Genomic DNA, 22,656 nt, shown 5'->3' with positions numbered 1-22,656 from the left:
CTCCCGCGCCACTGGAGGAGGGGGACAAATGCGCAACGCGAAGGCTCAGCATGCAAACAGTATGGGCTTGACGAGCGCCATGCAGCAACAGCCGAGGCCGCATGTCAGACATGCGGAAATCAGGACGGCCAGCGCTGCGCCTTGCTCACCACGAAGTCGCGGAACACTTGCACACGCGCGACCGTCTTCAGCTCCTCGGGATAGACGAAGTACGTGTCGAGCTGGATCGAATCCGATTCACCGAACAGTTGCACGAGCTTGCTCTGCTCCTCGACCAGATAGTCGGGCAGCGCCGCGATACCGAGACCTTGCTGACAGGCGCGTACGAGACCGAGGATGTTGTTGACCTTGAAATAGGCCTCGCGCGGACCCGAGCCGTTGCGACCGGCTTCGACCAGCCAGTTGCGGTTCTGCAAGTGAGGCGCAAAGTTTCCGTCGGAAAGCGAGATGATGCGGTGAGCATCGAGTTCTTCCAGCGTGCGCGGCGTGCCGAAGCGCTTGATGTATTCCGGCGAGCAATAGGCGTGGAAGCCCATCGCGAACAGCTTGCGCTGGATGAGATCCGGCTGCGTCGGCTTGCGGGTGCGGATGGCGACGTCGGCCTCGCGCATCGACAGATCCAGCTCCTCGTCGGTGACGATCAGCGAGATCCGGATCTCCGGATAGAGCGCGGTGAATTCGCCGAGCCGGGGGATCAGCCAGTTGATGCCGACGCCGGGCGTGGTGGTGATCTTGAGGTCGCCGCTCGGGCGCTCGCGGCTGTCGGTCAATTTGGCGCGCGCCGCCTGCAGCTGCATGAACACGTCATGCGCGGTGCGGAACAAGAGGTCGCCCTGCTCGGTGAGGATCAGGCCGCGGGCGTGGCGGTGGAACAGCGAGACCGAAAGCTCCTGCTCCAGCGCCGAGACCTGGCGTGATACCGCCGATTGCGACAGGCCGAGCTGCTCGCCCGCATGCGTGAAGCTGCCCGCTTCCGCCGCCGCGTGAAACACCTTCAGCTTGTCCCAGTCCATATCCGTAAATCCGTCGCGTGTTCGGGGCATGATCGTTATTCCGCTGCCGCGCGCTCGCTGGCGCGAAGGGCCAAGAATCGTTCGGCCTCGAGAGCGGCCATGCAGCCGAGGCCGGCGGCCGTTACGGCCTGGCGGTAGGTTTCGTCAGCAACGTCGCCGGCGGCGAACAGGCCGGGCACGGAGGTCGCGGTCGAGTTCGGGGCGACCTCGACATAGCCCGATGGTTTCAGCTTGACCTGGCCCTTCACGAGCTCGGTCGCCGGTGCGTGGCCGATCGCGATGAAGACGCCGTCAGTCTTCAAATCCGTCAGCGCGCCGGTCTTGACGTTCTTCAGCCTGACATGGGTGACCTTGTTCGGGTTCTCGGTGCCGCAGATCTCGTCCACGGCGGAGTCCCAGACCACCTTGATCTTCGGGTGCTTGAACAGGCGCTCCTGCAGGATGCGCTCCGCGCGAAAGTGGTCGCGGCGATGCACGATGGTGACCTCAGAGGCATGATTGGTCAGGTACAGGGCTTCCTCGACCGCTGTATTGCCGCCGCCGACCACCACGACCTCCTTGTTGCGGTAGAAGAAGCCGTCGCAGGTGGCGCAGGCCGAGACGCCGCCGCCCTGGAATTTCACTTCCGATGGCAATCCGAGCCAGCGTGCCTGCGCACCGGTCGCAAGGATCACGGTGTCGGCGAGATAGACGTCGCCCGAGTCGCAGGTGAGGCGGAACGGCCGCTGCGAGGTCTCCAGCTTGGTGACGAGATCGGTGACGATCCTGGTGCCGACATGGACCGCCTGCTTCTCCATCTGTTCCATCAGCCAGGGGCCCTGGATCACGTCGGCGAAGCCGGGATAGTTCTCGACGTCGGTGGTGATGGTGAGCTGGCCGCCCGCCTGCATGCCCTGGATCAGGATGGGCTCGAGCATCGCGCGCGCGGCGTAGATTGCGGCGGTGTAGCCGGCAGGGCCGGAGCCAATGATGACGACCTTTGCATGAACAGGAGCGGACATTTCGATGGACGCCTTTCACGGGGGATTTGCAGCGCGGCGCGGAACGTGCCGGGAGGCCTCGCGAGGCGCTGAAATATCAGAGCTAATCTAAGCCTTCTGGTGAGCTATGCAAGAATTGCATTCCCAATCGGCGGATTTTTCCAACAGGGAACAAAAGTCGGTTGGTCTGACCACGCAATAAAATTGCGCAGACGGGCGGGACTGGTTATGAGGATTGCACCAGACCCACCCGATACCGCCATGAAGGCCAGGAGTTCCAATCACGTGTCGCGGAACCTAGACGAGATCGACCTCAAAATTCTCGCCGAGATCCAGGCCGACGGCCGAATCACCAATGTCGAGCTCGCCAAACGGGTCGGTATTTCGCCCCCGCCATGCCTGCGCCGGGTCCGGGCACTCGAGGAGGAGGGCTATATCCACGGCTACCGCGGGCTCTTGGATGCGCGAAAGCTCGGCTTCGACGTCACGGTATTTGCCGCAGTGCATCTCTCCAGTCAGGCCGAGGCCGATTTGCGCGCCTTCGAGGAGTTCGTCCGGGCCGAGCCCTTGGTGCGGGAATGCTGGATGCTATCGGGAGAGGTCGATTTCATCCTGAAATGCGTGGCCCCTGACATGGCGACCTTCCAGGATTTCGTAACACACCTCACCGCCGCGCCTCACGTGCGCAACGTGCGGACGTCATTGGTGCTGCACAATTCGAAATACGAGGCGGCGGTGCCGCTGGATGTGAAAGGAAGACGGTAAGACTCCGTGTCCCGGACGCGGCGCAGCAACGCTACGCGTTGCAGGGCGTCCGGGACACGAGCGTGGCGATACTGCCAGAGTCTTTCCGCGACGCCAGTCTGGATTGTTCGCTGCGCTCGCAAGGACGTGGGATTAGAGCAACCCGCCGAAACAAAAAGGCCGCGCAGTGCGCGGCCTTTTCGAAACACAACGGGCAGCGGCAAATCCCTACCGCCACTCCACCTTGGTGATCTCGTACGCCTTGGCGCCGCCGGGGGCGTTGACCTCAACTGTCGAGCCCTTCTTCTTGCCGATCAGCGCGCGCGCCAGCGGCGAGGTGATGGAGATTCGGCCCTTCTTGGCGTCGGCCTCGACCTCGCCGACGATCTGCCACACCGTCTTCTTCTCGGTGTCCTCGTCGACAAGCGTCACGGTGGCGCCGAACTTGATGGTGTCGCCGGAAAGCTTGGAGATGTCGATAATGTCGGCGCGCGCGAGCTTGTCCTCGAGCTCGGCGATGCGGCCCTCATTGTGGGACTGCTCCTCCTTCGCGGCGTGGTATTCCGCGTTTTCCGACAGGTCTCCGTGCGAGCGCGCCTCGGCGATATGCTCGATGATGCGCGGACGGTCCTCGGACTGGCGCTTCTTCAATTCTTCCCCGAGTGCGGCAAAGCCGCTCGCAGTCATCGGAACCTTTTCCATCTCTTCTCTCGTCCTTCGGACGCGCGCCCCGTCAGAGGGCGCGGCGACCTTGATTCGTCGGTATGTCCGGGGCTGAAAACGCCGCCGCCGGCGTTATGTGAGTCTGGCGCCGGAACAGAACAACCACATGGCCGGACAGTTCCTCCGGCCATTGTTGCTTCATTGCCAATCACTTAGCGCAAGGCCTACCCGGTTGGAGGTCTTGCCTTCCGCGCGCGATCAGGTTTCCGAAAAGTAGCTCTGCAGGGTCCGAACCTCAAGATCCCCGCCCAGATAGGCGCGGATGCCCTGCGCGGCCGCCACGGCCCCAGAAAGAGTGGTGTAATACGGCACTTTATGCAAGAGGGCCGCGCGCCGCAGCGATCGGCTGTCGGCGAGCGCCTGCGGGCCTTCGGTGGTGTTGAGAACGAGCTGGACGTCGCCATTGGTGATGGCGTCGACGATATGCGGCCGTCCCTCCAGCACCTTGTTCACCTTCTCCGCCGGGATGCCCTGATCGGTCAGGAAGCGCGCCGTACCCGAGGTCGCCAGCACCTTGAAGCCAAGCGAATGCAGCTGCCGCACGGCTTCGGCAATACGGACCTTGTCGCTCTCGCGCACGGAGACGAACACCGTGCCCTTGCGCGGTACTCGCGTGCCGCCTCCGAGCTGGCTCTTGGCGAATGCCACCGCAAAGGAGCGGTCGATGCCCATGACCTCGCCGGTCGAGCGCATCTCCGGACCAAGCACCGTGTCGACGCCGGGGAAACGGGCGAACGGGAATACTGATTCCTTCACGCCGACATGTTTGAAGTCGCCCTTCTTCAACTTGAAGTCGGCGAGCTTCTCGCCGGCCATGATGCGCGCGGCGATCTTGGCGACCGGCGTGCCGATCACCTTGGCGACGAACGGCACCGTGCGCGAGGCACGCGGATTGACTTCGAGCACGTAGATCTCGCCGTCCTTGATCGCGTATTGCACGTTCATCAGGCCGACGACGTCGAGGCCGAGCGCGAGCTCGCGCGTCTGCCGCTCCAGCTCCTCGATCATCGCAGGCTCGAGCGAGTGCGGCGGCAACGAGCAGGCGCTATCACCGGAATGGATGCCGGCTTCCTCGATGTGCTCCATGATGCCGACGATGAAGGTGTCTTTGCCGTCGCAGAGGCAGTCGACATCGATCTCGGTCGCGTCGGACAGGTAACGGTCGAACAACAGCGGGTTCTTGCCGAGCACGGTGTTGATCTGCCCGGTCTTGTCGTTCGGGTAGCGTGCCTTGACGTCCGCCGGCACCAGCTCAGGCAGCGTGCCGAGCAGATAGTCGTTGAGCTGGTTCTCCTCGCGGATGATCTGCATCGCGCGGCCGCCGAGCACGTAGGACGGGCGAACCACCAGCGGCAGGCCGAGATCGGCGGAGACGAGCCTCGCCTGCTCGACCGAATAGGCGATGCCGTTCTTCGGCTGCTTCAGCCTGAGCTTGTCGAGCACACGCTTGAAGCGGTCGCGGTCCTCGGCAAGGTCGATTGCGTCGGGCGAGGTGCCGAGGATCGGCACTTCGGCGGCTTCGAGCGCACGGGCAAGCTTGAGCGGGGTCTGGCCGCCGAACTGCACGATCACGCCGTGCAGCGTGCCGTTGCTGCGCTCTTTCGCGATGATCTCCAGCACGTCTTCGGCGGTGAGTGGCTCGAAATAGAGCCGGTCGGCGGTGTCGTAGTCGGTCGACACCGTTTCCGGGTTGCAGTTGACCATGATGGACTCGTAGCCGGCGTCATGCAGCGCGAAGCAGGCGTGGCAGCAGCAATAGTCGAACTCGATGCCCTGGCCGATACGGTTCGGGCCGCCGCCGAGAATGATGACCTTCTTCTTGTCCGATGGCGTGCTCTCGTCGGCGTCGCTGCCCGCGAACGGCGACTCGTAGGTCGAGTACATGTAGGCGGTGGGCGAGGCGAATTCGGCCGCGCAGGTGTCGATGCGCTTGTAGACCGGACGGACACCGAGCGCGTGACGCTTTGCGGTGACCTCGGCCTCGGTCGTCTCGGCGAGCACTGCCAGCCGCGCGTCGGAGAAGCCCATGGCCTTGAGCGTGCGCATGCCAAAGGCATTGCCGGGCAGGCCGTGCTTCCTCACCTTCTCTTCCATGTCGACGATGCCGCGCATCTCGCCGAGGAACCACGGATCGATCTTGCAGGAGTTGAAGATGTCCTCGTTCGACCAGCCGAGGCGCATGGCCTGCGCGACCTGCAGGATGCGGTTCGGCGTCGGCGTGCCGAGCGCAGCACGAATCGCGTTCTTGTCGTCGTCGCGGCCGAGGCCCTCGATCTCGATCTCGTCGAGGCCGGTCAACCCGGTCTCGAGCCCGCGCAATGCCTTCTGCAGGCTCTCCTGGAAGGTGCGGCCGATCGCCATGACCTCGCCGACCGACTTCATCGAGGTCGTCAGCGTGGAGGAGGCGCCGGGGAATTTCTCGAAGGCGAAACGCGGGATCTTGGTCACCACGTAGTCGATCGTCGGCTCGAACGAAGCCGGCGTCGCGCCACCGGTGATGTCGTTGGCGATTTCGTCGAGCGTGTAGCCGATCGCGAGCTTGGCGGCGACCTTGGCGATCGGGAAGCCGGTGGCCTTCGAGGCCAGCGCGGACGAGCGCGACACGCGCGGATTCATCTCGATCACGACCATGCGGCCGTCTTCGGGATTGACGCCGAACTGCACGTTGGAGCCGCCGGTTTCGACGCCGATCTCGCGCAGCACCGCCAGCGAGGCGTCGCGCATGATCTGGTATTCCTTGTCCGTCAGCGTGAGTGCCGGGGCGACCGTGATGGAATCGCCCGTGTGCACGCCCATAGGATCGAAATTTTCGATCGAGCAAACGATGATGCAATTGTCCTTCTTGTCGCGCACCACCTCCATCTCGTACTCTTTCCAGCCGAGCACGGATTCTTCGATCAGCACTTCGTTGGTGGGGGACGCGTCAAGGCCGCGCTCGATGATGTCGAGGAACTCTTCCTTGTTGTAGGCGATGCCGCCGCCGGTGCCGCCCATCGTGAAGGAAGGGCGGATGATCGCGGGCAGGCCGATCTCGGACAGCGCCATCATGGCCTGGCCGAAAGCGTATTCCTGGTAGCGCTTGCGGCGGTCGCTCTCGCCGAGCGTCCATTGCCGATCAAGCTCTTCGAGCGCCGCGCCCGACAGCTTCTCGCGTTCGGCGTGATACTTGTCGCGGAAGGACTTCTTCAGCTCGGAGGCATTGGCGAGGCGCGACTTCGGCGTCTCGAGCCCGATCTTGGTCATGGCCTCACGGAACAGCTGGCGATCCTCGGCCTTGTCGATGGCATCGGCCGTCGCGCCGATCATCTCGACGTCGAACTTTTCCAGCGTGCCTTGCCGGCGCAGCGATAGCGCGCAGTTCAGCGCGGTCTGGCCGCCCATGGTCGGCAGCAGCGCGAAACCGCCGGGAATGACGTGACGCTCCTTCTCGATGATCTTGGCGACGATCTCGGGCGTGATCGGCTCGATATAGGTCGCATCGGCCAATTCCGGGTCGGTCATGATCGTGGCCGGGTTGGAATTGACGAGGACGATGCGATAGCCCTCTTCCTTCAGCGTCTTCACCGCCTGCGTACCCGAATAGTCGAACTCGCAGGCCTGGCCGATCACGATGGGACCGGCGCCGATGATAAGGATGGTCGAGATGTCGGTTCGTTTAGGCATCACCGCTCGCGGGCTGGAATCTGGGCACAAAAAAAGGGCGCGCTTGCCGCGCGTCCCCTTGTGCGAGAGCGCGGGGTCTTCCCTCGCGCGCGGGTGGGTCTTAGACCAGTTTTCCGGGCGGCGAAACCCCGAAAAACGCCCATCAACCGGCAATTTTAACGGGTTTTGGCCGCGCCTGCCAGCCACGGGCGAGATGCACCAGAAGTGAGCCCGCAACGCTCGTTCCGCCAATCCAGCCGAGATCGTTTGGCGAGAGCGCGGCCAGTACCGCCCCGCCCAAGGCGCCACCGATGGCGAAGCCGAGATACATCGCGCTGGCATTGAGCGAGAGCGCGATCATCGAGGCCTGGGGCTCGATCCGGATGATGCTGGCGATCTGGGCCGGGTAAAACGCCCAGCCCGACAGGCCCCAGAGAAAGATTGCGCCAAGCACGGCATAATGCGCCTGGCTCGGCATCAGCTTCAGAACCAGCGAATGCAGGATCAAGGCGCTTGCCATGCCGGCGAGGCCGAGCGCTGCGGTCGCAACGGTGCCGAGCCGGTCCGCCAGGATGCCGCCGAGCATGTTCCCGATCGCAGCCGCGCCGCCGAACACCAGCAGCGCCAGGCTGATCCGCGAGGCGTCGAAGCCGAGACCGCGCAGGGGGACTGCGAAATAGGTGAACACGGTGAAGCCACCCAGCGCCCATAAAATCGTGATCACAAGCGCGATCAGGACGTTGCTGTGGCGCGCGACAGCCAGCCTTTCGCCGAGCGAGGCCGTATTGCGCGGCAGGCCGCGGGGCAGGCCAAGCAACAGACCGGCGAGCGCGACAGCGCCGATCATGGCGACCATGGCGAAAGTCGCACGCCAGCCGAGCAGGCTGCCGACGAGATTGCCGAGGGGAACGCCGATGACGGTCGCGACCGTGAAGCCCGAGGTGACCAGAGCCACCGCGCGGCCGCGCCGCTCCGGCGAGGCGACTGCCACGGAGACCGCCAGTGCCGTCGGCATGCAAAGGCCGGAGCCCAGCGCCATCAACATCCGCGAGGCCAGCAGCAGCGCGTAGTTCGATGCGACCATCGCCGCGAGGTTTCCGGCAATGAAGGTCGAGAGCGCCAGCGCCAGCACGGTGCGGCGGTCGATGTTGTTCAGCGTCACCGCCAGGATCGGCGAGCCCACGGCATAGGTGAGGGCATAGGCGGTGACCAATTGGCCGGCCGCCGGAACCGAAATCGAGAGGTCGTTGGCGATCGCCGGCAAAAGTCCAGCAATGACAAAGCCTTCGGTGCCGATCGCGAAGGCCCCCAGCGCCAGCCAGAACACGCTCATGAGACGGAATCCTTATGTTCAACGCTTATTGAACTATCGAAGATGACGATCGGTGAGTCAATTGGTTCAAGAACCATTGAACATTTCGCGCGGACCGTTATGATTTCCGGATCATGAGCCGTACGCCTCCCCACCCCACCCGCGAGCAGATCGAGCTGCCGCTGGTGCTGGATTGTCTGAGCGATCCGATCCGGTTGGCGATCGTGTATCAGCTCGCTCAGCAGGAACGTGTCAGCAGCGAGCTGCGCTGCGGTGACTTCAATGGCCTCGCCGGCAAGTCGAACCTCGCCTACCACTTCGCCAAACTGCGCGAATGCGGTCTGATGCTGACGCGTGTCGCGGGTACCAACCGCTTCATGCGGCTGCGCCGCGAGGATCTCGAGGCACGCTTTCCGGGCTTGCTCGATGCGGTGCTGAGATCAGCGGCTAAGGATGCGGAGCGGTTGCAGCTGCTTGCGACGTGCGACGTCGTCGAGGCGGAGTGAAGATTGGGCGGGTAGTCCGTCTTTGCTTGCGCTTCGCTCCAGCTAAGCCGGACACGCTTCGCCCCTTCGGCCTTGCGTGGCTGGCCACGCGCAGCCCCGAAGGGGCGAAGCGTGGAGGCCCGGCCTGGATTTGAACCAGGATAAAGAGCAATGCACTGCTCCCGCGTAGACGCTTCCGCCACCGGGCCGCGGCGATCATGTCCGATCGGGATGCGACAAGCCACCTCAGGTGGTTGTTATGCTTAACGCACCAGCGGCGGCCGCGCGACGAAGGTCATGCGCCAGCGATTGTGGCCGATATTGGTGTTGGCGCGCTGGCTGGCGAAGCCCGCCGCCTTCAGCTTGGCCGTCATCTCGTCCTCGCTGTAGCGCTGGAGCCCGATGCGCGTGCGCAGATGACGGTAATCCGACAGCGCGGTGCTGATCAATCCGATCAGCGCGTCCTTGAAGAAGCCGTTGCGCAGCCCGAAGGAGAGCAGTGCCGCCACGTCCCTGAACATGCCGACATGCGGCTGCAGGATATCGCCGAGCACCAGCTTGCCCGATGGCTTCAAGATCCGCCTGATAGTGACGAGCGCGGCATCGAGCTCTTCCGCCGACATATATTGCGCGACCGAGTTCATCACGACGAGATCGATGGATTGGTCCTGCATCTTGCGGACGTCGTCGAGCGAGCGGACGCGGATCTTGGTATTGGGGGCAAACCGTGCGATCAGCCGGCCGCGCACGCCGGGCGCCGGCTCGGCGAGGATCAGCTGACCGCAGGCGGATGCCACCTGGTTCGCCGACAGCGCTTCGCCGCAGGCATAGTCGAGCACCGTCGCCTCGGGCGAGGTGATATAGCCGATGATGTCCCGCGCGATGATCTGGAAGTGCAAGTCGCGATGCAGCTTGCTGACATAGATCGTATGCGTCGAGTCGTAGTAATCGATCCAATCGTCCATGGGTATCCCGCCCGGCGGTTCCTATCGAGGAACTGCATTGCCCGCCTTGCGTTAGGGCTGCGACGGCGCGCCGTCAATGTCCGCGTCCTAACAGGAAGGTTTCCCGTGAGCAAAGCCCCCAGCAAGGTCTCGCCCGATCTCGACACCCCCACCGATCTGCAGCCCCAGGCCGTCAACAGGGTTTCCGAGGCGCTCAACGTGCTTCTGGCCGACTCGTTCGCGCTGTACCTCAAGACCAAGAATTTCCACTGGCACATCAGCGGTCGGCATTTCCGGGACTACCATCTGCTGCTCGACGAGCATTCCGAGCAGATTTTCGCCACCACCGACCAACTTGCGGAGCGCGTCCGCAAGATCGGCGGCACCACGCTGAAGTCGATCGGCCAGGTCGCCAAGCTGCAGACCATCAAGGATAACAACGAGGACTACGTCCCTCCGCGCGAGATGTTGCGCGAGCTGATGCAGGACAACAAGCACGTCGCCAGCGCGATGCGCAAGGCGCACGAAGTCTGTGACGACGCCGGCGACGTCGCCAGCGCCAGTATCCTCGAAGTCTTCATCGACGAGACCGAGCGCCGGACCTGGTTCCTGTTCGAAGCCACGCGCCAGGAAGGCGGCAACGAGGCGTAGGGCTTGCGATTGCGCGAAGCGCAATCGCTGGGCGTTAACCCACCTCTTCTGCTGCTGCGGATACAGACAGTGGTGGGTTACGCCTTCGGCTAACCCACCCTACGCATCGGCTTTGTGACTACCGCCACAACCGCATCAGCGCGCCGTGCTTGCCGGTGACCGGATCGGCCGGCGGCAGCGCAACCTTCGGAATCGTCTTCAACGCCTTGGCGTGGTTCTCCGGCGTCGGCCGCGTGATCTCCATCTTCGCGCCCGGCGGATAAGCGCCGATCACGCAGAAATCGTCACTCGCCTTGATGCACTGATGCCCGGTGCCTGCGGGGAGGATCGCGACGTCGCCGGCCTTGACCTCCAGCTCCTGGCCGTGATCGCCGCCGAAGCGAACGCGGGCGTGGCCGCGCGCGATGCCGAGCACCTCATGCACGGTCGCGTGGTAGTGCAGATAGTCGTAGATGCCGTTGCGCCACGTGCCGCCCCATCCGTTCGTTTCGAACAGGTTTTCGATGGTCTCCTCCGGCTGCTTCGGATCGAGCATCACCGCACCCTGGTAGACCAGAAATGGAACAATATTGTTTGGCACCAGCCCGTCATCCTCGAAGACGATGGCGAGCGGCTCGGCATAGTCGCGGACGATGGACATGGGGAGCTCCTGCACGAGAGTCACAGGAATTAACGAGGGCCGCGAAGGCGTGTTCCTCCGTCATTCCGGGGCGACGCACAGCGTCGAGCCCGGAATCCATCATGCTGCAGAGAGTGGTGCCCAATGGATTCCGGGCTCGCGCTTCGCGCGCCCCGGAATGACGAAGAAAAACTACCTTACGCGCTCTTCTTCTGTCGCATCAGATCGGCAAAGCGCTGGAACAGGTAGTGCGAGTCGCGCGGGCCGGGTGAGGCCTCGGGGTGATACTGCACCGAGAACACCGGCTTGCCGTCGAGCTGGATGCCGCAATTGGATCCATCGAACAGCGAGATATGGGTCTGCGTCGCGCCATCAGGCAGCGTCGCCTCGTCCACGGCAAAACCGTGGTTCATCGAGGTGATTTCGACCTTACCCGTGGTCTCGTCTTTCACGGGATGATTGGCGCCGTGATGGCCCTGATGCATCTTCTTGGTCTTGGCGCCGACTGCGAGGCCGAGCATCTGATGGCCGAGGCAGATGCCGAAGGTCGGCGTGCCCGACTTGATGACGTCCCGGATGACAGGCACTGCGTATTTGCCTGTTGCGGCCGGATCGCCCGGACCGTTCGACAGGAAGACGCCGTCCGGCTTCATCGCCAGGATGTCTTCGGACGAGGTCGTCGCCGGCACCACCGTCACTTTGCAGCCGACGCCGGCGAGCAGGCGCAGGATGTTGCGCTTGATGCCGTAGTCGATGGCGACGACGTTGAACTCAGGCTTGTCTTGCCGACCAAAACCCTTGTCCCACAGCCAGGGCGTCTCGTCCCAGGTGAAGCGCTGGCCGGAGGTGACCATCGGTACGAGGTCCATGCCTTCGAGGCCGGGCCATTCGCGCGCCTCTTCCTTCAGGCCATGCAGGTCGAACTCGCCGTCCTTGGCGTGTGCGATCACGGCATTGGGCATGCCCTTGCTGCGGATCAACGCCGTCAGCGCGCGCGTGTCGATGCCGGACAGACCGATGATGCCGCGCGCCTTGAGCCAGGCATCGAGATGCTTGGTGGCGCGGTAGTTCGAGGGATCGGTGATGGCGGTGCGCAGGATCACGCCGCGCGCACCCGGCGTCGCGGCCATGTTCACCGTCTCGATGTCTTCCTCGTTGGTACCGACATTGCCGATATGCGGGAAGGTGAAGGTGATGAGCTGGCCGGCATAGGAGGGATCGGTGAGGATCTCCTCGTATCCGGTCATCGCGGTGTTGAAGCAGACCTCGCCGACGGCTTGGCCTTCGGCGCCGAGACCGAAGCCTTCGAGCACCGTGCCGTCGGCAAGCACGAGGAGCGCGGTCGGTTTGTGGTCCGGCCAGGCAGGATCGTTGTCATGTTGTGTCATGAGCGCGTTTCATAGTCCGCCCGCGTGCGCACGTCAAAGCAGAGAAGGGCCGATTCACATGCGTTTTTGCATATTTGACGGGCGGCTCGGGCCCCTTACCGGCTCGCGACCCGGAACAAGCAATTTTGAGCCGTTTGGGCCCCCGATGGGGAAACAATGCACCGAGGGGAAGGTCCGGTATGGCCTCTTTCCTGCGAACGGCTTAGATCAGGCGAGATCGAACCAGAGGACCCCGGCCATGCTGCGCGACGACATCAACAATGCGGTCAAGGAGGCCATGAAGGCCAAGGACGAGCGCAAGCTCTCCACGCTGCGCATGGTCAATTCGACCATCAAGAACGCCGACATCGACGCCCGCGGTAGCGGCAAGCCGCCGCTGTCGGATGCCGACCTGCTCGCCGTGCTGCAGAAGATGATCAAGCAGCGGCAGGAAGCGGTCGAGCTCTACGACAAGGGCGGCCGCGCCGAGCTTGCTGCGCAGGAGCGCGAGGAGATCGCGGTGATCTCGGCGTACCTGCCGAAGCAGATGTCTGAGGACGAGGTCAAGAAGGCGATCGCGGATGCGATCGGCGAGACCGGCGCTGCCGGCATGAAGGACATGGGCAAGGTGATCGCGGTGCTGCGCGCGAAGTACGCGGGACAGATGGATTTCGGCAAGGCCAGCGGCCTGGTGAAGGCCGCGCTGTCTACCTGAGCTGTCATTCCGGGGCGACGCCAAGCGTCGAACCCGCAAATCCATCGCGCCGCTCGATCCGTTGTTCAATGGATTTCCGGGTTCGCGCCAAGAGGCGCGCCCCGGAATGACATGCAATGGAGCGTCATGCCCGGGCCTTCGCCGCGCCGAAGCGGCTTCGGCCGCGCAGGCGGGCTTGTCCCGGGCATCCACGGCCTTAAACTACGGCAACGAACGAGAACGTGGATGGCCGGGACAAGCCGTTCGTGGAAACGCCAAGCCCATGCTGACCGAAGCTGCATCCTACGACGAGCTCTATCGCAACTTCCGCTGGGATATCCCGGCGCGCTTCAACATCGCGGAGGCCTGCTGCGACCGCCACGCTGACGGCACCGGCAGGCTCGCGCTGGTCTATGTCGACGAGAACGGCGCCACCACGCGCACGTCCTTCGACGAGGTCGCGGAGATGTCGCGTCGCTTCGCCAATGTGCTGAAGGCGGACGGACTTGCGCGCGGCGACCGAGTCGCGGTGTTTCTGTCGCAATCGCTCGAATTGCCGATCGCGCACATGGCGGCATTTCGTACCGGTATGATCTCGGTCCCGCTGTTTGCGCTCTTCGGCGAGGACGCGCTGGAATTCCGCCTGTCGAATTCGCAGGCACGAGCCATCGTCACCGATGAGGCGGGCTGGGAGAAGCTCACCAGGATCCGCGATCGGCTGCCCTATTTGCAGGACATCTACGTCACGAGTGGCGCCGTCCACGCGGGCGCAAAGCCGTTTTGGTCGGCGATCGAAACCGCCTCCGAGGACTTTGCAAACGTCGATACTTCCGCCGACGATCCCGCGCTGATCATCTACACCTCCGGCACCACGGGCAATCCCAAGGGCGCGCTGCATGCGCATCGCGTCGTGCTTGGCCATCTCCCCAATGTCGAGATGTGCCACAACTTCCTGCCGAGGCCCGGCGATCTGATGTGGACTCCGGCGGACTGGGCCTGGATCGGCGGCCTCATCAACGGCCTGCTTGCGTTCTGGTACCACGGCATTCCGCTGGTCGGTCATCGCGCGCGAAAATTCGAGCCGCAGGCCGCGATGCGGATGATGGCCGATCTTTCAGTGCGCAACGTCTTCCTGCCGCCGACCGCGCTCAAGCTGATGCGGCAGGCCGGCGTGAAACATCCCGGTGTCAAGCTGCGCAGCATCTTCACCGGCGGTGAATCGCTCGGTGGCGAATTGCTCGGCTGGGTGCGCGAGACCTTTGGCGTCGACGCTCATGAAGTGTTCGGCCAGACCGAGTGCAATCTCGTGATCGGCAGCAACGCGAACCTGTTTCCGATCCGGCCCGGTTCGATGGGCAAGGCGACGCCGGGCTTCGATGTCCGCATCGTCGACGACAGTGGCGAGGAGCTGCCCCGCGGCCAGCGCGGCATCATCGGCGTGCGCCAGCCATGCCCCGTCACCATGCTCGAATATTGGCGCAATCCCGAGGCGACGGCGAAGAAATATGCCGGCGAATTCCTGCTCACCGGCGATCTCGGCGTGCAGGACGAGGACGGCTATTTCTGGTATGTCAGCCGCGAGGATGACGTCATCACCACGGCAGGTTATCGCGTCGGCCCGTCCGAGATCGAGCACACGCTGATGAAGCATCCATCGGTGGCGATGGCGGCCGTTGTCGGCATTCCCGATCCGATCCGTACCGAATCAATCAAGGCCTGGATCGTCTTGCGTCCGGGGTTTGCGGCGAGCGATGCGCTCGCGCGCGAGATCCAGGAGTTCGTGAAGGTGCAGCTCGCAGCGCACGAATATCCGCGCTTCGTCGAGTTCACGGAGACCTTGCCGATGACGGCGACAGGCAAGGTGCTTCGGCGCGAGCTGCGGGGGAGAGGCTAGCTTCCGACATGCCAAAGACGTCTCAAGCCGCGGGGATTCACCGCGCCTCTCTTGCGAAGCTCGACGATCTCGATGCAGCGCTGGAGCTGATGTATTACGGCTGGCGCGGCATGACGCTGGAAGCCGATGCCTATCTCGCCAAGCAGGGCCTGTCGCGCTCGCACCATCGCATCCTCTACGTGGTGGCGCGCCGGCCTGAAATCGCGATCGGGTCCTTGATCGAGGTCCTCGGCATTTCCAAGCAAGCCATCAACCGACCGCTCAACCTTTTGCTCGATCGCGAGCTGCTGACGTCGCGGCGCTCACCCGAGCAGCATCGCTCCAAGCTGTTGCGTCTGACGGCTGCTGGGCAACGCATCGAGCAAACGGCGTCGGAGCGCGAGCGCAAGGTCATGCGCGAGGCATTCGACCGCGTCGGGACGCGCGGCGCGGCAGCCTGGATGGCGGTCATGGAGACCATCGCCGACAACAACTGAGCGCTCTCAAGTCAATAATGTTGACATGAAGGGCGGGCTTTGCCACTTTGCTCACGAGCCGGAAAAGGCTTGTGACGGGAAACAGCCATGCGTCTTTCGGATTTCGTCCTGCTGCTCAACGCGCTCTGGTTCGGTGGCGCCTTCGTGCAGTTCAGCATCGCACAAACCAACACGCTGAAGATCCTCTTGCCGCGCGAAGAGCGCGGCAATCCGATTGCGCCGACCCTGGCGGCCAGCGTGGCGTTTCTGGGCGGCATGAATCTGCCGATCGGGCTGTTGTCGCTCTATCTGCTGGTCGTCCGACCGTCCGTCTTCCAGCCGGTCGAAGCGCAAGTGGTGTTGTTCCTGTTCTTTTCCGCCTGCCACTTCAGCCAGTTCGTCTATAACGTCCCCGTGCTGATGCGCGGCGGACGTGTCGGCGTGGCATACTGGCCGGTGCTGAAGGGCCCGATGCTCAGGATCTTCGTCATCGATGCGGCGCTGTTTGCGGCCAATCTCGGCGTGGCGCTGCTGCTCGTGTCCCGCTAGCGGGAGGGCGTCGACAGAGCGGATCGCAGCATCGCCGCGAGTTCTTGTCGCTTGAACGGTTTTGTCAGAACCCGGGCATCGAACCCCTCGGGCGTCTTGACCGGATCCTGGCTGTAGCCGGAGGTGAAGAGCACCTTCAGACCAGGTCGTAACGCCGTTGCCTGCCGCGCGAGCTCCGGCCCGAACATGCCGCCGGGCATGACCACGTCGGTGAACAGCAAGTGGACATCGCCGGGCTGGCGCAAGACGTCCAACGCCGCAGGCCCATCCGACGTCGCGATGACGCGGTACCCGAGGGCTCTCAGTTCGCTCTCGACATAGGCTCGCACCATGTCGTCGTCCTCGACGACCAGAATGGTCTCGCTTCCGTCGGGGGCTGTAATCGGTTCGGCGGGAGCCGGCTCCTCATTCGGCGTCGGGGCGATACGGGGAAAGAACAGCCTGACGACGCTGCCTTGCCCCGGCGCGGATTCCATTTGCACGAGACCACCGGACTGTTGCGCAAACCCGTAGACCATGCTCAGGCCGAGGCCCGTGCCCTTGCCGACCTCCTTGGTGGTGAAGAACGGCTCGAACGCGCGGCCGGCGACGTCGGTCGCCATGCCGCAGCCTGTATCCGTCACGGCTACCATGACGTAGTCGCCGGGCCGCGGCTCGCCGTTGACGTCGAGGTCGGAATCGCCGAGCGAGCTGTTGCAGACTTCGACCGTCAGCTTTCCGCCGTCCGGCATCGCGTCGCGCGCGTTGAGCACGAGGTTGAGCAGGGCGGTTGCCAGCTGGCCGGGATCGACGCTGGCGGGCCACAAATCCACGCCGAACGCGAAGCTGCATTCGATGTGCTCGCCGAGCGAGCGGCGCAACAGTTGCTCCATGCCAAGGACCTGCTTGGCGATGTCGATCTCGCGTGGCCTCAATGGCTGCTTGCGCGCGAAGGCGAGCAGGCTGCGCGTCAGGTCGGAGCCGCGCTCGGCTGCGGTCGCGATGTCGCTGGCGATCTTGTTCAATTCCTTGTTGCCCGCCAGGCGGTCAGCGAGATGCTCGGAGTTGCCGAGAATGACAGTGAGGAGATTGTTGAAATCGTGCGCCACGCCGCCGGTGAGCTGGCCCATGGCTTCCATCTTCTGGGACTGGCTGAGCTTGTGGCTGAGGTCCGCAATGGCGGCGCGCTGCTGCTCGAGCGACTCGGCGGTGTTGTTGAGCAGGGCCATCAATCCGCCCAACTCGCCGCTCGGATGCGGCGGTGGAATGCGTGCGCTGAGGTCGCCAAGCCCGAGTCGCTTCGCCATCGCGGCCAGCCGACCCACCTGACGCCCGACGCTGACAGTTGCAAGGATCCAGATGCCGGCCAGCAGCAGCAACGAAGCCACCGCGAGGATCGCCATGTCCTCGTAGAGCCGGCGGTTCGCCGCCGCGACCAGTCCATCCTTTGACCGTCCGACCAGAACATAGAGACCGGCGTCGCGGATCGAGGGCGAACGGGCGACGGCCCAGACCTGGGTCTGGCCGCTGCGATCGGTCACCTCGCGAGACGCCTCGCCATCGGGCGCTACGGCGAAGCGGAACAGGTCGGACCCCGCAATCGACGCACCAACGGGCTCACTCCAGCCGCCCGTCTTGGGGGCGACGAGGATCACCCCTTTGCTGTCGGTCAGCAGGATCTCCTTCTCGGCGAGCAGACGCTTGTGGTGAAATTCCACGAATTTGTTCAGGTTGAACGAGGCGAGCAGCACGAATTTCAGCGCACCGGCCTCCGATCGGACGGGATAAGCGATCTGGAGCACCGACATTCCGGTGAGGCGGCCGAACACCGGCTCAACGGCGACGGCGCCCTGCGAGACTTTCGCCTGTTTGAAATAGGCACGATCATTCAGATCGAGCGTGCGGTTGGTCCGAAGCGAGTCACAGAACAGGCGGCCGTCCGGATCAATGGTCAGGATGCCCGTGAACTGCGGATATTCTTCGCGCACGTCGGACAGAAACGCCGAGCACGCGGCCTTGTCGCGTGTGTCGAGGTCGCGGGCACGGGCCAGACCGTAGTCGAGCTGGGCGGTGCCTTGAATCTTCTCGTTCAGATCGCTCGCGATGTCGTCGGCGGATGCCGCCAGATCGGCCAGGGCCGCGTTGATCTCGCTGATCCGGTTCTGCATGAAACGCAGGCCGACGAGGCTTGCCGGCACCAGCATCGCCGCGATGACGAGGATCAGTAACCGGGTACGCAGGCTCATCGGAGGGCGGTCCGCTCTTCGCGCGTGGCTGTTCGGAGGTACAATTTGCGGCACGATCGTCCGTGCAGTCCATAGGCAACGCGTGCAAATCGTACCGAACGCCCAGGAATTCCGCGCCCGCGTGCATTGCGGCGCCGCTACAATCCTTCCGCTTCTATCAAGTTGCACGTGCGCGCGGCGGCGCTAATATCGCGGTCAATGCGCGACGAAAGATCGCGCTGATGTGCGGAGGGAGCTGATGTCCATTTCGGGCAAGGTCGATCCTGTGGTGCGTCCCGTCGCGGCGACCGACATCGCCGAAGCGCTGGTCGAGGGCCTGCGCGATTTCCAGGCGCTGCCGCTCTATGGCATTGCCTTCGGTGCGCTCTACGCCGCCGGAGGCATCACGATCATGCTTTGTCTCACGGCCTTTGGCATGGTTTATCTTGTCTATCCGCTGGCCGCGGGGTTCGCGCTGATCGGGCCATTCGTTGCGATCGGCCTCTATGAGGTGAGCCGCCGCCGGGAGCACGGCGAGCCGGTGTCGTTCGGCGCGGTCTGGTCGGCGATACGCTCGCGCAGCGAGATCGGCTGGATGGCTTTCGTCACGCTGTTCGTGTTCGTGATCTGGATGTACCAGGTGCGGCTCCTGATCGCGCTGCTGCTCGGCCTGCACGCCTCGTTCTCGAGCCTGCAGGAATTCATCACGGTGGTGCTGACGACCAATGAGGGCCTGATGTTCCTCGCCATCGGCAACGCGGTCGGTGCCGTGTTGTCGCTGATCTTGTTTTCGTTGACCGTGGTGTCGTTTCCGCTGCTGCTCGACCGCGAGGTCGATTTCGTCACGGCGATGGTGACGAGCGTGCGCGCTGTGGTGAGCAGCCCGCTGCCGATGATCGGCTGGGCCGCGGTGATCGTGATGCTGCTGATCGTATCGGCGCTGCCGTATTTCCTCGGGCTGGTGGTGACGCTGCCGGTGCTCGGGCATGCGACATGGCACCTTTACCGGCGACTGGTGGTGCCGGTGTAAAGTGCCGTTCCCGCTGCTCCTCTTCCTTCTCCCCTTGTGGGAGAATGGAGCGCTGTAGAGAACGCGAAATCCGGCCGAATTGTCAAGCTGTTAGCGGATCGGCCGGAAATCGGTTTCTCTGGAGTTTCCCTTATCCCGCTGCGAAGCGGATGCAGCAGAAGCGCAACGTGCTCGACGGCATCGCGGCCGAGCTGCGGCGGATCATCGGCACGAAGGGAAAACACGCCGACGCAAGGATGGCGGCGTGATCGCTGCGCCACTACATGCGAGCGGCAATCATCTCGGCAATCTGATGTCGTCTCCGGCGCAATTCGTGCACATCCTCGTCTGGGCACGGATGGCGGCAAGCGATGCATAGAAGCCGGTGGTACATCCAGAGCGTTTCGAGCGAAACCATATTGACTTTCCTTTAACGGCGTCGATTCGGCCATGATCAGGTGATTCGAACTCTTGATCAAGTCCGACGCCGCCGCCATCGCCCGCCTTGGCGGTCTGCGCTTCATCACCTTATCCACAGGCACCTCCGTAGTCGCACGGGTTCGCACTACCCTGCATTGTGGCATCGTCTTGGTTCCCGATTCGTCAGAAGGACACACGCATGGCACTGAATGACGGTGAGATCGCGATTGTTAAAGGCATGCTGTTGCGCGGAGACCGGCAGCACGACATCGCGGCGTACTTCGGCATCAACGGTGGCCGCATTGCCGAGATCAGCACAGGACAAACCGGCAGCGGCATCACGGCATCGCCAGCGGAAGACTTGCCACCAGCAGGCCCATACATGGCCGGCCGCTCGGCACTCCGCGCGCGCGATACACTGACTGCGCTACGCGATCTGATCCAAGATGCGATCAACGATATCGATCTGTACGAAAAGCCAAAAGACTGACCAAGGCACCAGAAATGGCAGCTACCTCACTATGGCCAGTCGTCGTCGGCGGTTTGCTGACTATGTGCGGCGTTGCCGTTTCCGGTGGCGTGACCATCGCGTTGAATCGGGTTCAAGCTCGCGATGAGCAAAAGAAACGGCGCGCTGAAAAATTCGAGCAGCTGGTGAACGCGGTCTACGAATTTGATCTCTGGCTCGACATTAAAGAAGACGTGCTTGCGCGCCTCGAAAAGATAAAGCTAGAGGTTTCGCCGTTCGCAAAGCTCGAAGCGATATCCGCTGTGCACTTCCCGCAGTTTTTGCCAAAGATCGAAGAGCTGCACCAAGCGACTTTGCCGTACATAAATTGGATGACGGAAGCCGGAATTAAGCGAGCTAACGGCGACTTCACCATGCACGAGGGCTTGAAAGAACTGTACGGCAATTACGCGCAAAAACGGCGTGAGCTGCTAGATCAATTAAAACAATACGCGGTGGATCATTTCAGATTAACCGACGCTCACGCCGCCCTCGGCGGATAGCTCGTGCCCAGCTCACGACACACCACGCGCTCGCCTTGACGTTCGAGCACATCGCGCAGGCGCGGCCCGCTCGCATTCCAGACGGTGAATGAATCAGTCGTCACGTCGCCCGGCAGGCTGTTGTCCTTGGCGACGGCTTGCGGACCAGCAGTGTGCAATAGCGCGAGAAACGCCGCCAGCCGACCACTGACCGGCACGCGCTCGCCGTTGTCGTAGATGCGGCGCATGGTGTTGACCTCGTCGACGGTCAGTTGCACTGGCTGGCCGCGCGTGTCGCCGGACGGCGAGAGACAGAACTTCTCGACCCAAGCGATGGCGAAATCGGCGCGGGTGTGTGGGCGCATTGTTCAGTCCTCCTCTTCCTCATCTCGCGCCCACGGGCGCGGTCCGTCATAGGGCAGATTGCGCGCGATCGTCTTCGGATCACTGCGGCTGGCTGGCGTCAGTCTCAGCCGCGTGGCGAGCGAAGCCTGCAGCCGCGTCGCCTTCTCCCATTTCGTGAATTGATCTGGATCGTCGGCGAACGCGCGCACCGCCAGCGTTGCCTTGATGAACGATTCCAGCATCGGCAGATCGGCGCGGACGAAATGCTGCTCGCTGCACGCGCCGACTATCTGCGCAAAGAGCTTGCGCTCCGGCGCTCTAAGAGTCGCTGGAGCCCGGAGTCGCTGAGATCGACGTCCTCGCACTCGGGAAAGATTGCTTGCTTCAAGCGCTGCAGCGCTTGCCCTTCCTCTGTTGCGCATAGCGTTTCAAACTCCCATTGCGCGGCGACGTCCAAGTACAAGGGCCGATGCGTGGTGCCGACAGCCGGGTGAAAATAGCCGGTCGCCGGATCGACGTAATAGGCGACGCGGCCAGCATAGTCGTAGACCGCCTTGTCCTCGCGATAGAACCGGCACCGGGTCCGATCATACAGCACCTTGCCGTTGAAGTAGAACGCCGGACTGCCGGTCGTGGCATCGTATGCGACACACCGGAATTCATCCGGGTTGACCTCGACCTGTCTGGCGATTTCCTCGATCTCACCGAGCACTCTCCCGCCCTGACCGCCGCTGCGCCGGTAGGCCGTCAGCAACTGGTGCACGATCTGGTGAAAATTCATGGACGCCTAGCCTTGGCCGACCGGACCGGAAATTTGAGGACGTTAAGCCGAATTGGGGCTGCGGGCCGATCGGGTGGGCATAATGCCCAGCATTTCTAGAGGTCCCCCCGCCCAGACTTTAAAAGCGCCGATCCGTGTAACCGCGCCTCATCGATCAATGAAAACGACATGCGACGCGTCAGGGTGTCGTGCAGATCGAGCACTTGCTGATCGAGCGCCAGCGTCTGGCGATCCGTCAGGCCGAGCGAACCTCGGTCGACGCGTTCGATCAGCGATTTCAGGAGGCCCAATCCAAATGGGTCGGTGCGCCTGCGATGCGCTTCCTCTGCCTCGCGACGGCCGCGTTGCTTGCCGCGCTGGAAAGCCGCTTCCAATTCAGCCTGCATCTCGCGACCTCTTCAGCCACGTGATCGACGCACCACTGCGATCGACAACATCATCGGCTAGTGTTGCGATCTCGGCGCGCAGATCGTCGATCGCGGCAAAGACGTCCTCACGCAACGTCGCGATCTCGATGCGCAGCGCAGTGACCGCATCGTCCTGTCGTCGGATGAGACCGGTTTCGATCTCGAACAACAGTTTTGACACATCTCGCAATTCGAAGTTAAGACGTTCCCAATCGCCGACGAATTTCCAATCCTTGTCTTCCGGCGGTGGGTTGTCGTGCGTCTTGTAGACCAGCGCAGATCGCGGCGCGTCTTTGCGCCGCATCGTCGGCAGCGGTGCATAGAATTCGTGATCTTCGTGGCCGGCGCGCCATTGCGCGTATTCGCGCTCCTGCGCTTTGCGGTTGGCGAGAATATTGCGCGCCCGGTCGAGAACATCGTTCATTGCG

24 protein-coding genes and 1 tRNA gene are annotated in these 22,656 nt (G+C 63.2%); 10 read left to right on the top strand and 15 right to left on the bottom strand.

Features of this window, described 5'->3' with window-relative positions:
• Positions 1-119 precede the first annotated feature (119 nt).
• Both BM374_RS32025 and trxB read right to left on the bottom strand, forming a co-directional pair.
• Positions 120-1,043, bottom strand: coding sequence for a LysR family transcriptional regulator (locus tag BM374_RS32025; RefSeq protein ID WP_164938875.1), 924 nt, complete (start codon positions 1,041-1,043; stop codon positions 120-122).
• 5 nt (positions 1,044-1,048) lie between these two features.
• On the bottom strand, positions 1,049-2,014 hold the full coding sequence (gene trxB, locus BM374_RS32020) for a thioredoxin-disulfide reductase (RefSeq protein ID WP_092302108.1): 966 nt from the start codon (positions 2,012-2,014) through the stop codon (positions 1,049-1,051).
• Between the two features lie 264 nt (positions 2,015-2,278).
• Between trxB and BM374_RS32015 the strand changes: the two genes are divergently transcribed.
• On the top strand, positions 2,279-2,758 hold the full coding sequence (locus BM374_RS32015; RefSeq protein WP_027534298.1) for an Lrp/AsnC family transcriptional regulator: 480 nt from the start codon (positions 2,279-2,281) through the stop codon (positions 2,756-2,758).
• A gap of 207 nt (positions 2,759-2,965) precedes the next feature.
• On the opposite strand, the gene greA is transcribed toward BM374_RS32015, so the two are convergent.
• The 3 genes from greA to BM374_RS32000 form a co-directional block, all read right to left on the bottom strand.
• Entirely contained in the window at positions 2,966-3,439 is a 474-nt protein-coding gene (gene greA, locus BM374_RS32010) for a transcription elongation factor GreA (protein ID WP_018318257.1), read from the bottom strand.
• A gap of 219 nt (positions 3,440-3,658) precedes the next feature.
• Positions 3,659-7,123, bottom strand: a complete 3,465-nt coding sequence (carB, locus tag BM374_RS32005; RefSeq protein ID WP_092302103.1) for a carbamoyl-phosphate synthase large subunit — start codon at positions 7,121-7,123, stop codon at positions 3,659-3,661.
• A 142-nt stretch (positions 7,124-7,265) separates the two neighbouring features.
• On the bottom strand, positions 7,266-8,435 hold the full coding sequence (locus BM374_RS32000; protein WP_092302101.1) for an MFS transporter: 1,170 nt from the start codon (positions 8,433-8,435) through the stop codon (positions 7,266-7,268).
• A gap of 113 nt (positions 8,436-8,548) precedes the next feature.
• Between BM374_RS32000 and BM374_RS31995 the strand changes: the two genes are divergently transcribed.
• Positions 8,549-8,920 (top strand): ArsR/SmtB family transcription factor, encoded by a 372-nt coding sequence (locus BM374_RS31995; RefSeq protein ID WP_092302099.1) that lies wholly within the window; start codon positions 8,549-8,551, stop codon positions 8,918-8,920.
• A gap of 112 nt (positions 8,921-9,032) precedes the next feature.
• Here BM374_RS31995 and BM374_RS38900 read toward each other — a convergent pair.
• Positions 9,033-9,108 (bottom strand) — tRNA-Ala (locus tag BM374_RS38900).
• Positions 9,109-9,162: 54 nt separating this feature from the next.
• On the bottom strand, positions 9,163-9,864 hold the full coding sequence (locus BM374_RS31990) for a class I SAM-dependent methyltransferase (protein WP_092302097.1): 702 nt from the start codon (positions 9,862-9,864) through the stop codon (positions 9,163-9,165).
• 105 nt (positions 9,865-9,969) lie between these two features.
• On the opposite strand from BM374_RS31990, the gene BM374_RS31985 reads away from it, so the two are divergent.
• A complete protein-coding gene (locus BM374_RS31985) occupies positions 9,970-10,494 on the top strand; it encodes a Dps family protein (RefSeq protein ID WP_092302095.1) in 525 nt (174 codons plus the stop codon).
• A gap of 118 nt (positions 10,495-10,612) precedes the next feature.
• Here BM374_RS31985 and BM374_RS31980 read toward each other — a convergent pair whose 3' ends face one another.
• Together BM374_RS31980 and carA are read right to left on the bottom strand one after the other, a co-directional pair.
• Positions 10,613-11,134, bottom strand: a complete 522-nt coding sequence (locus BM374_RS31980; protein WP_092302093.1) for a cupin domain-containing protein — start codon at positions 11,132-11,134, stop codon at positions 10,613-10,615.
• Between the two features lie 176 nt (positions 11,135-11,310).
• Entirely contained in the window at positions 11,311-12,501 is a 1,191-nt protein-coding gene (gene carA, locus BM374_RS31975; RefSeq protein ID WP_092302091.1) for a glutamine-hydrolyzing carbamoyl-phosphate synthase small subunit, read from the bottom strand.
• Positions 12,502-12,739: 238 nt separating this feature from the next.
• Between carA and BM374_RS31970 the strand changes: the two genes are divergently transcribed.
• The 4 genes from BM374_RS31970 (at position 12,740) to BM374_RS31955 (ending at position 16,072) form a co-directional block, all read left to right on the top strand.
• The gene (locus BM374_RS31970; RefSeq protein ID WP_092302089.1) at positions 12,740-13,195 is read left to right on the top strand and encodes a GatB/YqeY domain-containing protein; all 456 of its coding nucleotides are present in this window, start codon (positions 12,740-12,742) and stop codon (positions 13,193-13,195) included.
• Positions 13,196-13,457: 262 nt separating this feature from the next.
• The gene (locus BM374_RS31965; protein ID WP_092302087.1) at positions 13,458-15,068 is read left to right on the top strand and encodes an acyl-CoA synthetase; all 1,611 of its coding nucleotides are present in this window, start codon (positions 13,458-13,460) and stop codon (positions 15,066-15,068) included.
• Between the two features lie 8 nt (positions 15,069-15,076).
• Complete coding sequence (locus BM374_RS31960; protein WP_092302085.1) at positions 15,077-15,544, top strand: MarR family winged helix-turn-helix transcriptional regulator; 468 nt, start codon at positions 15,077-15,079, stop codon at positions 15,542-15,544.
• Positions 15,545-15,631: 87 nt separating this feature from the next.
• A complete protein-coding gene (locus BM374_RS31955; RefSeq protein ID WP_092302083.1) occupies positions 15,632-16,072 on the top strand; it encodes a hypothetical protein in 441 nt (146 codons plus the stop codon).
• Here BM374_RS31955 and BM374_RS31950 read toward each other — a convergent pair.
• Positions 16,069-18,297, bottom strand: coding sequence for an ATP-binding protein (locus BM374_RS31950; RefSeq protein WP_092302081.1), 2,229 nt, complete (start codon positions 18,295-18,297; stop codon positions 16,069-16,071). The genes BM374_RS31955 and BM374_RS31950 overlap by 4 nt on opposite strands.
• 238 nt (positions 18,298-18,535) lie before the next feature.
• On the opposite strand from BM374_RS31950, the gene BM374_RS31945 reads away from it, so the two are divergent.
• The 3 genes from BM374_RS31945 to BM374_RS31935 all read left to right on the top strand — a co-directional run bounded on the left by BM374_RS31945 (position 18,536) and on the right by BM374_RS31935 (position 20,716).
• A complete protein-coding gene (locus tag BM374_RS31945; protein WP_092302079.1) occupies positions 18,536-19,306 on the top strand; it encodes a DUF2189 domain-containing protein in 771 nt (256 codons plus the stop codon).
• A gap of 598 nt (positions 19,307-19,904) precedes the next feature.
• The gene (locus tag BM374_RS31940) at positions 19,905-20,195 is read left to right on the top strand and encodes a hypothetical protein (RefSeq protein ID WP_092302077.1); all 291 of its coding nucleotides are present in this window, start codon (positions 19,905-19,907) and stop codon (positions 20,193-20,195) included.
• A 14-nt stretch (positions 20,196-20,209) separates the two neighbouring features.
• The gene (locus tag BM374_RS31935) at positions 20,210-20,716 is read left to right on the top strand and encodes a hypothetical protein (protein ID WP_143270299.1); all 507 of its coding nucleotides are present in this window, start codon (positions 20,210-20,212) and stop codon (positions 20,714-20,716) included.
• Here BM374_RS31935 and BM374_RS31930 read toward each other — a convergent pair.
• The 5 genes from BM374_RS31930 to BM374_RS31910 all read right to left on the bottom strand — a co-directional run bounded on the left by BM374_RS31930 (position 20,695) and on the right by BM374_RS31910 (position 22,652).
• Positions 20,695-21,060: a hypothetical protein gene (locus BM374_RS31930; RefSeq protein ID WP_092302073.1), complete on the bottom strand. Its 366-nt coding sequence runs from the start codon at positions 21,058-21,060 to the stop codon at positions 20,695-20,697. The two genes, BM374_RS31935 and BM374_RS31930, sit on opposite strands and share 22 nt — an antisense overlap.
• A 3-nt stretch (positions 21,061-21,063) precedes the next feature.
• Positions 21,064-21,282, bottom strand: a complete 219-nt coding sequence (locus BM374_RS31925) for a hypothetical protein (protein WP_092302072.1) — start codon at positions 21,280-21,282, stop codon at positions 21,064-21,066.
• A 44-nt stretch (positions 21,283-21,326) separates the two neighbouring features.
• Positions 21,327-21,821: a hypothetical protein gene (locus BM374_RS31920; RefSeq protein WP_092302071.1), complete on the bottom strand. Its 495-nt coding sequence runs from the start codon at positions 21,819-21,821 to the stop codon at positions 21,327-21,329.
• Positions 21,822-21,916: 95 nt separating this feature from the next.
• A complete protein-coding gene (locus BM374_RS38155) occupies positions 21,917-22,207 on the bottom strand; it encodes a hypothetical protein (RefSeq protein ID WP_143270298.1) in 291 nt (96 codons plus the stop codon).
• The gene (locus tag BM374_RS31910) at positions 22,197-22,652 is read right to left on the bottom strand and encodes a hypothetical protein (RefSeq protein WP_143270297.1); all 456 of its coding nucleotides are present in this window, start codon (positions 22,650-22,652) and stop codon (positions 22,197-22,199) included. Before BM374_RS31910 ends, BM374_RS38155 begins: the two co-directional genes overlap by 11 nt.
• Positions 22,653-22,656: the final 4 nt, after the last annotated feature.

This window comes from Bradyrhizobium sp. Ghvi (assembly GCF_900115265.1).
Taxonomy (GTDB): domain Bacteria; phylum Pseudomonadota; class Alphaproteobacteria; order Rhizobiales; family Xanthobacteraceae; genus Bradyrhizobium.
Note: the sequence above shows the minus strand (reverse complement) of the source record. Positions and strands in the feature narration are given on the sequence as shown.

Coding starts and splice junctions, on each gene's coding strand:
- BM374_RS31965 (WP_092302087.1), top strand. CDS start 13,458: ATGCTGACCGAAGCTGCATCCTACGACGAGCTCTATCGCAACTTCCGC.
- carB (WP_092302103.1), bottom strand. CDS start 7,123: ATGCCTAAACGAACCGACATCTCGACCATCCTTATCATCGGCGCCGGT.
- BM374_RS31935 (WP_143270299.1), top strand. CDS start 20,210: ATGGCAGCTACCTCACTATGGCCAGTCGTCGTCGGCGGTTTGCTGACT.
- BM374_RS32000 (WP_092302101.1), bottom strand. CDS start 8,435: ATGAGCGTGTTCTGGCTGGCGCTGGGGGCCTTCGCGATCGGCACCGAA.
- BM374_RS32025 (WP_164938875.1), bottom strand. CDS start 1,043: ATGCCCCGAACACGCGACGGATTTACGGATATGGACTGGGACAAGCTG.
- BM374_RS31970 (WP_092302089.1), top strand. CDS start 12,740: ATGCTGCGCGACGACATCAACAATGCGGTCAAGGAGGCCATGAAGGCC.
- BM374_RS31945 (WP_092302079.1), top strand. CDS start 18,536: ATGTCCATTTCGGGCAAGGTCGATCCTGTGGTGCGTCCCGTCGCGGCG.
- BM374_RS31910 (WP_143270297.1), bottom strand. CDS start 22,652: ATGAACGATGTTCTCGACCGGGCGCGCAATATTCTCGCCAACCGCAAA.
- carA (WP_092302091.1), bottom strand. CDS start 12,501: ATGACACAACATGACAACGATCCTGCCTGGCCGGACCACAAACCGACC.
- BM374_RS31955 (WP_092302083.1), top strand. CDS start 15,632: ATGCGTCTTTCGGATTTCGTCCTGCTGCTCAACGCGCTCTGGTTCGGT.
- BM374_RS31940 (WP_092302077.1), top strand. CDS start 19,905: ATGGCACTGAATGACGGTGAGATCGCGATTGTTAAAGGCATGCTGTTG.
- BM374_RS31960 (WP_092302085.1), top strand. CDS start 15,077: ATGCCAAAGACGTCTCAAGCCGCGGGGATTCACCGCGCCTCTCTTGCG.
- BM374_RS31950 (WP_092302081.1), bottom strand. CDS start 18,297: ATGAGCCTGCGTACCCGGTTACTGATCCTCGTCATCGCGGCGATGCTG.
- BM374_RS31920 (WP_092302071.1), bottom strand. CDS start 21,821: ATGAATTTTCACCAGATCGTGCACCAGTTGCTGACGGCCTACCGGCGC.
- BM374_RS31980 (WP_092302093.1), bottom strand. CDS start 11,134: ATGTCCATCGTCCGCGACTATGCCGAGCCGCTCGCCATCGTCTTCGAG.
- BM374_RS31930 (WP_092302073.1), bottom strand. CDS start 21,060: ATGCGCCCACACACCCGCGCCGATTTCGCCATCGCTTGGGTCGAGAAG.
- BM374_RS31990 (WP_092302097.1), bottom strand. CDS start 9,864: ATGGACGATTGGATCGATTACTACGACTCGACGCATACGATCTATGTC.
- BM374_RS31995 (WP_092302099.1), top strand. CDS start 8,549: ATGAGCCGTACGCCTCCCCACCCCACCCGCGAGCAGATCGAGCTGCCG.
- BM374_RS38155 (WP_143270298.1), bottom strand. CDS start 22,207: ATGCAGGCTGAATTGGAAGCGGCTTTCCAGCGCGGCAAGCAACGCGGC.
- trxB (WP_092302108.1), bottom strand. CDS start 2,014: ATGTCCGCTCCTGTTCATGCAAAGGTCGTCATCATTGGCTCCGGCCCT.
- greA (WP_018318257.1), bottom strand. CDS start 3,439: ATGGAAAAGGTTCCGATGACTGCGAGCGGCTTTGCCGCACTCGGGGAA.
- BM374_RS31925 (WP_092302072.1), bottom strand. CDS start 21,282: ATGCTGGAATCGTTCATCAAGGCAACGCTGGCGGTGCGCGCGTTCGCC.